We start from the raw sequence: 12526 nt of genomic DNA, 5'->3' as shown, positions 1-12526 counted from the left end.
GCGGAGGTTGGCCGGGCCGCCGTCACCCGAAAGACTCGCGGGGAGATCTTTCGCCCTCGCGAGGAGGACCTGATGCCGCACATCCCGCTCGACCCGCAGCTGCCGGGGATCCGGTCGCTGATGGCCTACCGGCCGGAGACCGCGGTACCGCTGAACCACCTGGCGCAAACCCTCCTGCGCGGAGAGAGCCCCCTGGGAGTGGGCGAGCGCGAACTGATCGCGGCGGTGGTCTCGAACGGCAACGAGTGCCGCTTCTGCCACGGCAGCCACGCCGCCGCGGCGGCCGAAACCCTCGACGGCGGCCGGGCCGTGGTCGACGCGACGTGCGCGGGGATCGACGACGCACCCGTGTCGGACAAGCTCAAGGCGCTGCTGCGGATCGCACTGGCGACCCGGGAAACCGGCCGCGCCGTCACCGGCGAGCTCGTCGCCGCGGCCCGCGCCGAAGGGGCGACCGACGTCGAGCTGCACGACACGGTGCTGATCGCGGCGGCGTTCTGCATGTACAACCGCTACGTCGACGGCCTGGCCACGATCGCGCCGGAGGACCCGGCGGCCTACGAGATGATGGGGAAGGTCCTGGCCGCCGAAGGCTACGGCCGCTAGGGGACCAGCACGATCCGCCCCGGGCGGGTCCAGGCGGCACCCGCGTCGAGCAGCGGGACGCGCTCGTAGTCGACCGTGAGCGCCCCGGTGATCGCGTGCCCGACCACCGTGAGGAGGGCTTCGCGGCGGCGGCCGGTGTCGAGTTCGTTGTTCGTGTAGCCGTGGATGTGCAGGGACCTGCTGCGCAGCACGGCCGAGGACACCGGGACCTCGTCGCCGGCCGCGCTGCCGAGGTTCACCAGCCGCCCGCCCGGGCGCAGGGTGCGCAGCGCCGCCGCGGCCGGGATCCCCGACACCGGGTCGATCACCAGGTCGACCGGCGTGTCGCCGAGCCGCCGCGTCAGCCGCTCGACGTCGTCGCCGGGCGCGAACCGCACGACGCTGTCCGCGCCGAGCCGCCGGGCCCGCTCCAGCGCGGCCTCCGACCGCGCGCAGGCGATGACGTGCCCGGCTCCGGCCACGCGGGCCAGCTGCACCGCCGACTGGCCGACCACCCCGCCGGCCCCGAGCACCAGCACCGTTTCGCCCGCGACGAGATTTCCCTTCCACGTCAAGCACATCCACGCGGCCACCGCCGACAGCCCGAGCGCCGCGACCAGGGCGTGGTCCGCCCCGGACGGCAGTACCACCAGGTCCGCGGGCGCGACGACGGCGTGCTCGGCCATGCTGCCGTCCCCGGGCCGCATGCCCGCGGTCGTGGCGAACCACACCGCCGTCCCGGCCGGCTCGGTCGGCGTCGGGCGTGTCAGCACCCCGACCCCCTGCACGCCCGGCACGTACGGCAGCTCCGGCAGGCCGAAGTAGGACGTGCCGGACGCGCACAGCAGGTCGAGCGGCGTGATCGGCGCGGCCGTGACGCTCACCGCGACCTCGCCCGCCCCCGGTTCGGGCACCGGCCGGTCGGCCACCACCGGGGCACCGCCCGCCGTCCGGATCTCCGCCGCGCGCACGGGAGGTCAGACGGGCTGGAGGACGAAGTCGTAGCGCGCTTCCAGCCACGGCTCGGCCGACTCGCCACCATCGGGTGTCGGCCCGGGGTCGCGGTGCTCGAAGGTGACGACGAGTTCCTGCTTGGTGCCGAACACGACGTCGCTGTCGAGGTACTCGGCGCCCTCCTGGAACAGGTGCGTGATCAGCGGCTCGTAGCCGGCCGCGTTGATCAGGAAGTGCACGTGGGCCGGGCGGTAGTGGCTGATGTCGGTGCCGCGGATGAGCTCGCCGACCGGGCCGTCCATCGGGATCGAGTAGCCCTTCGGCGCGATGGTGCGCAGGCAGTAGGTCCCGTCGGCGCGCGTGGCGTACTTCGCGCGCAGCCGGGCTTCGTCGACGTCCGCGATCTGTGACTCGTACGCGCCTTTTTCGTCGGCCTGCCAGACGTCGAGGACCGCCCCGCCCACGGGCGAGCCGTCGAGCCCGGTGACGGTGCCGGTGACGTAGAGCGGGGTGCCGGGCAGGCCGTCGGACATGTCGCCGCCGAAGTCCTTCTCCGGCGAGCCGTCGATGTGGAACGGGCCGAGCACGGTGGCCGGGGTCGCCTTGGCGTCGAAGGCGTGGTTCATCTGCACCACCAGCATGCTCAGGCCGAGCACGTCGGAGGCGAGGATGAACTCCTCGCGCTTCTCGTCGCTGATCTGCCCGGTTTCGGTGAGCCACCGCATGGCGGCCATCCACTCGGTCTCGCTGAGGCGCACCTCGCGGGCGAAGGCGTGCAGGTGCCGGACGAGGGCGGCCATGACCTGCGCTGTCCGCTGGTCGTGCGCGCCCGACCAGCGCTGCGCGGCCAGCTCGGTGATGTTGTCCTCGGTGACGAGCTGCATCGGCGTTCCTCTCAGCGTTGCGGGTCCGGGGGGACCGGCCGGTTGTTCAGGTCGACCGACAGGAAGATGTCGTTCGCGACCGGGTGGCGCAGCTCTTCGGCGAGCTGGCCGATGAGCCCGGCGGTCCGGGCCAGCAGCGCGAACCCGCGCAGCAGTTCCAGCGGCAGCCCGAGGTCGGCGAGCGCGGCGCCGCAGACGCCGGCGCCGTTGAGCGGCAGCGTCTTGCCGAGCACCTGGGGGTGCACGCGGCCGATGGCGGCGAACAGCTCCAGGTGCGGTCCGCGCAGGCCTTCTTCGGCGGCGATCTCGAACAGCCGCCGGGTGCGCGGGTCGCCGTCCTTGTGGACGTGGTGCCCGAGACCCGGGATGAACTTCTTCTCGGCGCGGCGGTTTTCGACGGTCTCGAGCGCGAGCGCGTCCCAGCCGGCCTCGTCCGCCGGTGTCTCGGCGTTCGCGAGGACGTCGTGCAGGAACCGGCCGCAGTCTTCGGTGACGCCGAGGAAGCGCGACCCGCCGCCGAGCAGGCCGGCGGCGAGCGCGCCCTGGACGGAGTCGGGCGCGGACAGGTACGTCAGCCGGGTCACGATCGCCGTCGGGGTGAAGCCGTGATCGGCCAGCGCCGCCAGCACCGCTTCGAAGACCCTCGTCTCCCCTTTGGACGGACGTCGTTGCGTCGCCAGCCAGAACGCCAGCTCGCCGAAGCCGACATTGCCCATGACGTCCTCGGCGAGGTCCTGACCGAGCAGGGTGATCTTGTCCTTCGTGGACGATCCGAGCGCCGTTCTGTAAACAGGCTCAGTGTAGGCGGGGTCAGTCATGCGGGGTCTCCGTGAGCCACGCGCGCAGCTCGGCGCCGTGTTCGTCGAGCTCCGGCGGCGGCAGCCGGTAGGCGGCCGGGGTCGCGGAGAACCGGATGGGATGACGGGTCGTGGGGACCGCGCGGTCGCCGTCACCGACTTCGACGATCGGGTCGAGGCCGAAGCGCTCGGCCATCGCGAAACCGCCGTCGATGGTGTTGATCGGTCCACACGGGACACCGACGTCGGTCAGCGCGTCGAACCACTCCACCGCGCTCTTCTTCGCCAGCCGCTCGACGAGGATCGGCCGGAGTTCTTCGCGGTTCTTGGTGCGGTCGGCGTTGCGGGAGAACCGCGGGTCGTCGGGGACCTCGGGCAGGCCGAGAACCTCGCACAGCCGGCGGAACTGCCCGTCGTTGGCCGCGGCGACGATCAGGTCGTGGTCGGCGGTGGGCAGCGGCTCGTAGGGGAAGACGCTGGGGTGCGCGTTGCCCATCCGGTAGGGGACCACCCCGCCCGCGGCGTAGGCCGAGCTGTGGTTGACCAGCCCGGTCAGCGCCGAGGACAGCAGGTTGACCTCGACGTGCTGGCCCTCGCCGGTCGCGTCGCGGTGGCGCAGGGCGGCGAGGATGCCGATCACCGCGTGGTTGCCGGCCATCACGTCGAACACCGAGATCCCGGCCCGGTACGGCGGGCCGTCCGGGTCACCGGTCAGGCTCATCAGCCCCGAGATCGCCTGCACCATCAGGTCGTAGCCGGGCACGTGCGCGCCCTCACCCGAGCCGAAGCCGCTGATCGAGGCGTAGACGCTGCCGGGGTTGGCTCCTCGGACGGAGTCGTAGTCGAGGCCGTACTTGGCCAGGCCGCCGGGCTTGAAGTTCTCGATCACCACGTCCGCGCGCGCCGCCAGCTCGCGGGCGACCGCGGCGTCGGCCTCGTCGCGCAGGTCGAGCGCGATGGAGCGCTTCCCGCGGTTCACCCCGAGGTAGTAGGTCGAGACGTCGCCGCGCACCGGTGGCATCCAGGTGCGCGTCTCGTCGCCCTGGGGCCCTTCGACCTTGACGACCTCGGCACCCATGTCGGCGAGCAGCATCGTGGCGTAAGGCCCGGCGAGCACCCGGGAGAAGTCCGCGACCAGCAGCCCGGACAACGGGCCGGCTGCGCTGTCGTCCACCCGGATCCTCACTTCCTGTCCGTCTGACGGACTCTTGTCCGCAGTCTCCACCCGAGCGCCGTGGTGGTCAAGACACCGCGGGCACCGTCACGTGCGGGACGTCGTCGAGCCGGGCGAAGTCGGCGCTGATCTCCCCGGCGGTCTGCAGCAGCAGCGGCAGGTGGTGGTCCAGGAGCCGCTCCACCGGCGTCTCGGCGGCGTGGCAGTTGACGTTGACCCCGGCGACGACCCGGCCGGACCCGTCACGCAGCGGCGCGGCCACCGACCGGATGCCCAGCGCGAGCTGCTCGTCGGTGAGCGCCCAGCCGCGGGCGCGGACCTCGCGCAGCTCGGCGTCGCGCTCGGCCCGCTCCGGCCGCCAGCGCGGGACGAGCCCGGAGCGGGTCGGCTGGGCCAGCACCGCCTCCAGCTCGGCCGGCGGCAGCGCGGCGAGCTGGACCTTGCCCAGCGACGTCGGCAAAGCCGGGAACCGGGTGCCGATCTGCACGCTCAGCCCGACGATCTTCGGCACCGCGACCCGGGCGACGTAGACGATGTCGGAGCCGTCGAGCTGGGCGATCGAGCACGACTCGCCGGTGCGCGCGACGAGCCGCTCCAGGTGTGGCCGGGCGACGTCCCACAGGCCCATCGAGCGGACGTAGGCGACGCCCAGGTCGAGCACGCGGGGGGTCAGGGCGTAACCCCGCCCGCCGGCGCGGACGTAGCCGAGCTCCTCCAGGGTGAGCAGGATCCGGCGCGCGGTCGGGCGGGCCAGCCCGGCGGCGGTCGCCACCTCGGCCAGCGTCATCTCCGGCTGGTGCGGCCCGAACGCCGTGATCACCTCGAGCCCGCGCGCCAGCGCTTCGATGAAGTCGGGACCTGTTCCCTCGCGTGGCATGCGCGACCTCCCTCTGCAGTGCTGCCCGCAGCGTAGCGGCGGGCAGCGACAGGCATTGACACCGGCGCGGCGCTGGGCAAAGGTGACTTCACTCGACGAGTGTCCGTAGAGCGGACGAGTGTACGCAATAGGAGGCAGCGATGACCGGACCGATCGTCCTGCGAGGCGGCACGGTGCTGACCCTCGACGACACCCACCGGGTGCTGCCCGGCGAAGACGTCCTGGTCACCGGCGGCGAGATCGCCGCGATCGGACCCGGCCTCGAGGTCCCGGCGGGCACGACCGAGATCGACGCCACCGGCGGCATCGTCATGCCGGGCATGATCGACACCCACCGGCACCTGTGGCAGACGGCCATGCGCGGCTACGGCGCCGACTGGACCCTCACGCAGTACTTCGTCTGGTACTACCTCGAATGGGGCAAGGTGTTCCGCCCCGAGGACATCCACGCGGGCAACCTGCTCGGCGCGTGGGAAGCGCTCGAAGCGGGCGTCACGACCACAGTGGACTGGTCCCACGGCCTGCAGACCACCCAGCACGCGGACGCGGCGGCCGACGCGCTCGAAGCCGTGCCCGGCCGGTTCGTCCTGGCCTACGGCAACATCCAGGACGCCCCGGCGAACTGGACCGGCACGCCCGAGTTCCGCGACTTCGTCTCGCGGCGCACGGGCGGCGACCTGGGCTTCCAGCTGGCGTTCGACGTCACGGGCGACCCGGAGTTCCCGGAGAAGCCTGCCTTCGAGGTGGCGCGCGAGCTCGGCGTGCCGGTGACGACGCACGCGGGTGTCTGGGGCGCCACCGGCGACGACGGCATCCGGCTGATGCACGACCACGGCTTCATGACCCCCGAGACGATCTACGTCCACAGCACGTCGCTGTCGGCGGACTCCTACCACCGGATCGCGGCGACCGGCGGGTCCGCGTCCGTCTCGACGGAGAGCGAGCAGAGCGCGGGCCAGGGCTACCCGTCCACCTGGGCGCTGCGGCAGTACGGGATCCCGGTGTCGCTGTCGATGGACACGTCGGTCTGGTGGAGCGGCGACCTGTTCTCGGCGATGCGCACGACGCTGGGCGCGGACCGCTCCCGTGAGCACCTGGAGGCGCACGCGAAGGGCGACACGGTGACGCACGCGGCGCTGCGCGCGGAACAGGTCGTGGAGTGGGCCACCCGCGGCGGCGCGGCCGCGCTGGGACGGCCGGACCTCGGCCGCCTCGAGGTCGGCAAGAAGGCGGACGTGGTGCTGCTGAAGAACGAGCACTCGCCGGTGTCGTTCCCGCTGCTGAACCCGTACGGCCACGTGGCGTTCCAGGCCCAGCGCGGCGACGTCCACACCGTGCTGGTCGACGGCCGCATCGTCAAGCGCGACGGCCGCCTGGTCGGCGTGGACCTCCCGGCCGTCCGGCGCCAGGTGGAGTCGACGGTGGAGCACCTGCGCGGGCAGCTGGGGGAGGAGGCGTGGGCGAAGGGGATGAACCCGGACGTCCCGGAGACGAAGATCCTCGACAACCCGTACACGTACACGAGTTACCAGAGCGACACCACCCACGGCGGCTGAGCTCACCCACAGGCGTCCCGCGCGGCACGCTCCGCACCCGGACCGCTGGGCCGTTCCACGGATTGCCGGGCGCACCCGTGTGACCACCGGTGACACGACCGGCACCGGCGGCTCACCGTGGAACCGTGGGGAATGCGGGGCTTGACGAGATCGCCGGCCGGTTGCTGATCCAGTGCCGGCCGCGCCAGGCGCTCCTGGCGGCGGAGATCGCCCGGACCCGGGACGCGGGCCTGGTCCTGACCGGCGGCGGGCTCGAAGCCACCGTGCGCACCCTCCGCGAGAGCGGGTTCACCGGCCCGCTGCTCTGCGACGCCGACCGGTACTCGGGCAGCAAGCGCGTCGCCGCCGCCCGGGGAACGCACCCGGCGTGGCTCGTCCGGCAGGCCGACCTCGGCCTGCTTCCCCTCACCGACTCCGGGTACGTCGCCCTCTACGACATCCGCGGGCTCCGCACGATCCTCCGAACCGCCGCGCGCCGCCGCTCCCCGGTGGTGGCGGTGCTGCCGCTGGCCGCGCGCTGGTTCGCCACCACCCCCGCGTGCGAGGCCCTGGTCCGCGAGATCAACGCCCACGGCGTGCCGGTCGCGATCGCCGTCGAGCACCGCGACGACCCCTTCGGCGTCCAGTACCTGATCCGCCGGTTCCTGCGGCTGCTGGCGGCCGCCGAGGTGCCGGTGCTCCTGCTGCGTTCGGACATCGCCGCGATCGGCGTCCTCTGTCACGGCGCGCACGCGGCCGCGGCCGGCACGATCAGCGCGTTGCGGCACACCTATCCCCAGGTACGGCGCGGGGGCGCGCCTCGACCCGGAGTTTCGGCGTTCGTCACCCCGCTGCTGGCCTACCACCGGCTCGAAACCCTCGAGCGGGTCTTCGACGGCACTCCCGACCTGGCCCAGCTGTGGCCGTGCGAGTGCCCGGTGTGCGACACGCGGACCCCGGCCCGCCTCGGCTCGGCCGGTGAAGCGGCCCGGCACTCGGTGCACGCCCTGCTCGCGCTGCACGCCGACCTGCGCCGCGCCCGCACCCGGGCGGCGATGATCAGCTCGTGGCACGAGCACTGCAGCCACGCGCTCGGCGTGCACGAGCAGGTGGCGGAGGAAGTGCGGGGCTGGCGGGCGCCGTCCGGGGTGCGCGGCTGGGTCAAGGTCATCGACGATCCCGTGCCCGTGCGCGCCGGCATTCCCGTCCAGGAGCCCAGGGTGACGGCGCCGGCCCGCGCGCCGAGCCGGTAGCGTGCGGTCGTGGCCCAGGTCTTCATCCAGCCCTCGTACGGCACCGCGGACGCGCGCCGGTACGGGGCCGAGTCGCTCGAGAAGACCGTGGACTTCCGCGAGTTCGCCGACCTGCTCGACCCGGCCGACCTCGCGCGCCTGAACGCGCTGCACACCAGCGGCCGGGCGCGGTTCTGGGGCGCCAAGGACAAGTACGACCGCCGGATGGACACCGTCACGACCGGCGACGTCGTCCTGTTCACCGGCCGCAAGCACGTCCAGGCCACCGCCGAGGTCGGTTACAGCTTCCGCAACCCCGCGTTCGGGCGGCGCCTGTGGAACCCGGATCCGGGGAAGTGCCTGTTCAGCAACATCTACAGCCTGCGCCACTACCGGCGTCTCGGGATGCCGTACGAGGAGATCTGGGCGTTGCCCGGCTTCACCGCCGGCGACAACTTCATGGGCCTGCGGTTCCTCGACGAGCCGAAGTCGGCCGCGGTGATCGGGTTGCTCCGCTCGTAGGCTCGGGAGCATGCCTGAGCCCTTCACCTCGCGGACCGGCCCCTCAGTCCTGGAAGACCTCCGCACCCGGCTGCGCGCGACGCGCTGGCCGGACGTTCCCGAGGACGCCGGGTGGTCGGCCGGCACCGACATCGCCTACCTGCGAAAGCTCGTGACGTACTGGGCCGACGGGTTCGACTGGCCCGCTCGCGAGGCCGAGCTGAACGCGATCCCGCGGTTCACGATCCCGCTGAGCGGCCACGACATCCACTACGCGCACGTCCGCGCGACCGGCCCGGCGCTCCCGCTGGTGCTCGGGCACGGCTGGCCGGACTCGTTCTGGCGCTATACCAAGGTGATCCCGCTGCTGACCGACCCCGGCGCGCACGGCGCCGACCCGGCCGACGCCTTCGACGTGATCGTCCCCGACATGCCCGGCTACGGCTATTCCTCGCGCCCGGCGACGCCGCTGAACTCCATCGCCGTCGCCGGTCTGTGGGCCGAGCTGATGACGGAGCTCGGCTACCCGAGGTTCGGCGCGGCGGGCGGCGACATCGGCAGCCACGTGAGCCGCTACCTGGCCCTCGATCACCCCGAGCGGGTGGTGGCGGTCCACCGCACGGACGCCGGCGTGCCGATCTTCACCGGCGACCCGGCGGACCTGACCCCGGAGGAGCGCGACTGGATGGCGAGCGTGACGGCCTGGGGCGCGTCCGAAGGCGCGTACGCGGCGATGCACCGCACGAAACCCCAGACGGCGGCGGCCGCGCTGAACGACTCCCCGGCCGGGCTGGCGGCGTGGATCGTGGAGAAGCTGCGGGCGTGGAGCGACGGCTTCCGCTTCACCGACGACGAGATCCTCACGAACATCACGATCTACTGGCTGACCGAGACGATCGGCTCGTCGATGCGCATGTACCGCGCGAACGGCGCGATCCCGCCCGCCCAGCTGGCCCGCCGGGTGGAGGTGCCCTCGGGGTTCACGCTGTTCCCGGGCGACATCGTCCGCCCGCCGAGGGCGTGGCTCGACCGCACGGCGAACACGGTCCGCGTCACCGAACCCGAGCGGGGCGGACACTTCGCGGCGTTCGAGGAACCGGAGATCTACGCGCGTGAGCTGCGGGACTTCTTCCGTCCTTTCCGCGAACGCCTTTCCTGACAGTTTCCGGTCAGTTCCCGGCCAGCTGCCCCGGGTCGCCGTGATCGCCCCGATGATGATCCGGAGGGGGATCGCATGGGGCGCTGGATCACGAAGGACGGCAAGAAGATCTACATCGGCGGCAAGGGGACGGGCGTCGCCGTCGCGGCGGCGGTCGGGCTGGCGGTCGCCGGAGGGGCCGGCGGCGTGGTGGGTGGCGCGGCGAGCGGCGACGGGGCCGCGTCCGAGGCGCTCGCCGGGAACGCGGCCGGTGACGTCGTCGACTCGTTGCCGGGCCGTTCCCTGGACGTCCGCCGGGGCGAGGCGCGGGAGTCGGCCAAGCGCGGCAAGTCGAAAGAGGCGTGGAGCCGGCTGAAGTTCAAGGAACTCAAGCGGGAGGTCCGGCGGCTCGAGCGCGAAGGGGAGTGCGTCGCGGCCGCTTCGGGCAAGGTACGGGACTTCCTGATCAGGACGCCGTGCACGTCGCTGGACCGCGTGCTGCTGGCGGTCGGCGACGGCCACGGCAACGCCGCGGTCGTCTCGGTGGTGCGGGTCGGGTTCCGGTCGAAGAAGCAAGCCGAGGCGTTCGAGAAGGTCGAGGCGGTGCAAGGCAGCGGAGACGTGCGGCCGCTGGAGATCGAGGCCGTGCTCGGCATCGCCGGCGTGCGGATGACCGGCCTGCACCACCGGTCCCGGCCGCAGGGCTACGGCATGGTCGTCGCCGAAGCGGACACCGCTGCCGGTCGCGTGGACGGCCCGACGCTGAACGCCCTGGCCGACGTCGCCGCTTACCTGCCGGTCAAGTGACCGTCAGGCCCGCTGTTCCCAATGGCCGTCGACGATGATGTGCGGTCTTCCGTGCGCCGACCGGGCGACGCGGGCGAGCGGGAGCAACGCCGCTCCCGATTCCGGGGCGGCCACGATGTGGCGGGCCCAGCCGTGGTCGATCAGCTTGATCCCCGTGGGGGTCCCCCGGAACGTGGCGCGGGCATTGTCGGGACTCTCGTGCCCGCCCCAGCCGAAGGTCTTGACCTGGTCGGCGCCCAGGAGCGCGACCGCCTCCGCGACGGTGATCCACCGGCGCTCGGTCGACGACGGGCCTTCGCCGGTGTCGTCCTCGTAGCGGATCTTGCGGCGCCCGGCACCGCCTTCGGTCGCGGCGGCCACGAAGGCGAGGTAGTCGCGGGGGTGGGCGCGACGGTGCCGTAGCGCCGGCTCCTCGGCCGCGCGGAGCTTGAGCTGGATCTCCAGGACGCCGTTCCGCCGCGAGAAGGAGTGCACGAGGCCGGCCTTGATCAGGTCGAGCACCTCGTCCCGGGACAGGAGCCGCTTGCCGATGCGGGAATCCCGGCGGGACAGCCGGACCTGGTTGAGCGCGAAGGCCGTGACGAAAGCGGCGCCGGCGAGCAGGACGCCCGTGCTCACGATGAGGACGGGGCCCGCGTCGGTCAGCAGGACCAGCAGGAGGCCGGCGAAGCCGCCCGCGAACGTGGTCACGATGGCCGCCATGATCAACACGATCGACAGGAAAGCCGGCGCGGCGAAGGTCGTGAACCGGCTCCGCAGCAGATGCACCGACGAGCTCACGACCGCCGCCGCGACGTTCAGAACGCCGATTCCCCACAGAGCCCACAACACCGCCACAGCGCCTCCCAGGTTCGGTCGGACCAGGATGCGCCCGCTCGGACACGTCGTCAAGACGCAATGTCCGGACACAGTGTCCGGACTTCTCGTCCGGCTAAGATGCCGGTGATCACTTCCCGTACGTGGAGACGCCGATGCCTTCAGTCACCCGGCCCGCCGCCGGCAAGCGCCAGGACCGCCGAGCAGAGCTGGAAAGGCGCCTGTTCGCGGCCACCGAGGAGCTGGTCGCGGAGGGCGCCGGTTTCACCGAGCTGAGCGTCGAACGGCTGGCCGCGGCGGCCGGCATCTCCCGCTCGACGTTCTACGTCCACTTCGAGGACAAGGGCGACCTCGTCCGGCGGCTCGCCACCACGGTGCTGGCCGAGCTCCGCGATGTGTCGAGCACCTGGTGGGAGACGGCCGAGCACGCCGACCCGGCCGGCCTCACCGAGGCGGTCACGGCGATCGTGGCGGTCTACCGCCGTCGCGCGGCGGCCTTCACGATCATCACCGAGACGGCGGCCTACGACCCCACCGTGGCCGACGAGGTGCGCACCCTGATGGGGTCGATCATCACCGCGACCCGCGACGCGATCGACCGCGGCCAGGCGGCGGGCGTGATGCGCCCGGTCCTCCCGGCGGAGACGGCCGCCGTCCTGACGTGGATGGTCGAGCGCGCGGGTTACCAGCTGATCCGCGGAAGCGAACCGGCGAACGACGAGAACGTGATCCAGGTCCTGACGGACATCATCCGCACGACGCTCTACACCGCGGCCCCTTGAGCCGACCAGGAATGCCCTGACCACCATCGTGAGTCGCAGTTCGCCGCGTCATGATGCGTCGCCGCGTGTGTGCTGTGCATCGGGCGGAATAGCGCCGCCGTATTCGGCGTGCGGGGTTCTCCGTCCGGCAGGTGAAACGACTTGACCGGGCCCGCCCGGGTGGTGCCGTAAGAGCCGAAAGTCGGGAAAAAGCGGCTTCGCGTTTCGTTACACGCCAATCGTGTGATCGTGAAAATGCCGTTTCCCGCATTCTGGAACCTGTGACACATATGACGTCAGTTGTTCGGTGCACACGAGAATGCACGTGCGATCTCTCTCCCGGTCCGGTTCCGGAGTTGATCACTGCGCCATTTTCGCAGTTGAGGACGCTATTTGAGAATGTGGTGATGATCCTTTTCGAACCGGGCTCCGGTTGGCCGATCCTGGCTCCGATTCGGGCGTTTG

Annotated in this window: 13 protein-coding genes; 7 read left to right on the top strand and 6 right to left on the bottom strand. The window is 72.1% G+C overall.

Going from position 1 to position 12526, the window contains the following annotated elements:
* Positions 1–72: 72 nt before the first annotated feature.
* Positions 73–606, top strand: a complete 534-nt coding sequence (locus AA23TX_RS20355; RefSeq protein WP_155544071.1) for a carboxymuconolactone decarboxylase family protein — start codon at positions 73–75, stop codon at positions 604–606.
* Here the strand turns inward: AA23TX_RS20355 and AA23TX_RS20350 are convergent.
* From AA23TX_RS20350 to AA23TX_RS20330, 5 genes are all read right to left on the bottom strand, one after another.
* Positions 603–1556, bottom strand: a complete 954-nt coding sequence (locus AA23TX_RS20350) for a quinone oxidoreductase family protein (RefSeq protein WP_230862585.1) — start codon at positions 1554–1556, stop codon at positions 603–605. The two genes, AA23TX_RS20355 and AA23TX_RS20350, sit on opposite strands and share 4 nt — an antisense overlap.
* Before the next feature lie 6 nt (positions 1557–1562).
* On the bottom strand, positions 1563–2423 hold the full coding sequence (locus AA23TX_RS20345; protein WP_155544070.1) for a dioxygenase family protein: 861 nt from the start codon (positions 2421–2423) through the stop codon (positions 1563–1565).
* A gap of 11 nt (positions 2424–2434) precedes the next feature.
* Positions 2435–3241, bottom strand: a complete 807-nt coding sequence (locus tag AA23TX_RS20340) for a citryl-CoA lyase (protein WP_155544069.1) — start codon at positions 3239–3241, stop codon at positions 2435–2437.
* Complete coding sequence (locus tag AA23TX_RS20335; protein WP_155544068.1) at positions 3234–4394, bottom strand: CaiB/BaiF CoA transferase family protein; 1161 nt, start codon at positions 4392–4394, stop codon at positions 3234–3236. Before AA23TX_RS20335 ends, AA23TX_RS20340 begins: the two co-directional genes overlap by 8 nt.
* Before the next feature lie 67 nt (positions 4395–4461).
* On the bottom strand, positions 4462–5271 hold the full coding sequence (locus AA23TX_RS20330) for an IclR family transcriptional regulator domain-containing protein (protein WP_155544067.1): 810 nt from the start codon (positions 5269–5271) through the stop codon (positions 4462–4464).
* Positions 5272–5411: 140 nt separating this feature from the next.
* Between AA23TX_RS20330 and AA23TX_RS20325 the strand changes: the two genes are divergently transcribed.
* The 5 genes from AA23TX_RS20325 (at position 5412) to AA23TX_RS20305 (ending at position 10484) form a co-directional block, all read left to right on the top strand.
* Positions 5412–6827, top strand: coding sequence for an amidohydrolase family protein (locus AA23TX_RS20325; protein WP_155544066.1), 1416 nt, complete (start codon positions 5412–5414; stop codon positions 6825–6827).
* Positions 6828–6952: 125 nt separating this feature from the next.
* Positions 6953–8059 (top strand): hypothetical protein, encoded by a 1107-nt coding sequence (locus AA23TX_RS20320; protein WP_155544065.1) that lies wholly within the window; start codon positions 6953–6955, stop codon positions 8057–8059.
* A gap of 9 nt (positions 8060–8068) precedes the next feature.
* Positions 8069–8560, top strand: coding sequence for a hypothetical protein (locus AA23TX_RS20315; protein WP_155544064.1), 492 nt, complete (start codon positions 8069–8071; stop codon positions 8558–8560).
* A 10-nt stretch (positions 8561–8570) separates the two neighbouring features.
* Positions 8571–9698: an epoxide hydrolase family protein gene (locus AA23TX_RS20310; RefSeq protein WP_155544063.1), complete on the top strand. Its 1128-nt coding sequence runs from the start codon at positions 8571–8573 to the stop codon at positions 9696–9698.
* A 75-nt stretch (positions 9699–9773) separates the two neighbouring features.
* Entirely contained in the window at positions 9774–10484 is a 711-nt protein-coding gene (locus tag AA23TX_RS20305) for a hypothetical protein (RefSeq protein WP_230862584.1), read from the top strand.
* Positions 10485–10487: 3 nt separating this feature from the next.
* Here AA23TX_RS20305 and AA23TX_RS20300 read toward each other — a convergent pair whose 3' ends face one another.
* Positions 10488–11321: a hypothetical protein gene (locus AA23TX_RS20300; RefSeq protein WP_155544062.1), complete on the bottom strand. Its 834-nt coding sequence runs from the start codon at positions 11319–11321 to the stop codon at positions 10488–10490.
* Between the two features lie 134 nt (positions 11322–11455).
* On the opposite strand from AA23TX_RS20300, the gene AA23TX_RS20295 reads away from it, so the two are divergent.
* Positions 11456–12082 (top strand): TetR/AcrR family transcriptional regulator, encoded by a 627-nt coding sequence (locus AA23TX_RS20295; protein WP_155544061.1) that lies wholly within the window; start codon positions 11456–11458, stop codon positions 12080–12082.
* Positions 12083–12526: the final 444 nt, after the last annotated feature.

The organism is Amycolatopsis camponoti (assembly GCF_902497555.1).
Classification (GTDB): domain Bacteria; phylum Actinomycetota; class Actinomycetes; order Mycobacteriales; family Pseudonocardiaceae; genus Amycolatopsis; species Amycolatopsis camponoti.
This window is presented reverse-complemented; position numbering and strand designations above follow the sequence as displayed.

Excerpts from the sequence above, each read along its gene's own strand:
- AA23TX_RS20355 (WP_155544071.1), top strand. The coding sequence starts at position 73 with ATGCCGCACATCCCGCTCGACCCGCAGCTGCCGGGGATCCGGTCGCTG.
- AA23TX_RS20345 (WP_155544070.1), bottom strand. The coding sequence starts at position 2,423 with ATGCAGCTCGTCACCGAGGACAACATCACCGAGCTGGCCGCGCAGCGC.
- AA23TX_RS20340 (WP_155544069.1), bottom strand. The coding sequence starts at position 3,241 with ATGACTGACCCCGCCTACACTGAGCCTGTTTACAGAACGGCGCTCGGA.
- AA23TX_RS20330 (WP_155544067.1), bottom strand. The coding sequence starts at position 5,271 with ATGCCACGCGAGGGAACAGGTCCCGACTTCATCGAAGCGCTGGCGCGC.
- AA23TX_RS20325 (WP_155544066.1), top strand. The coding sequence starts at position 5,412 with ATGACCGGACCGATCGTCCTGCGAGGCGGCACGGTGCTGACCCTCGAC.
- AA23TX_RS20310 (WP_155544063.1), top strand. The coding sequence starts at position 8,571 with ATGCCTGAGCCCTTCACCTCGCGGACCGGCCCCTCAGTCCTGGAAGAC.
- AA23TX_RS20305 (WP_230862584.1), top strand. The coding sequence starts at position 9,774 with ATGGGGCGCTGGATCACGAAGGACGGCAAGAAGATCTACATCGGCGGC.
- AA23TX_RS20295 (WP_155544061.1), top strand. The coding sequence starts at position 11,456 with ATGCCTTCAGTCACCCGGCCCGCCGCCGGCAAGCGCCAGGACCGCCGA.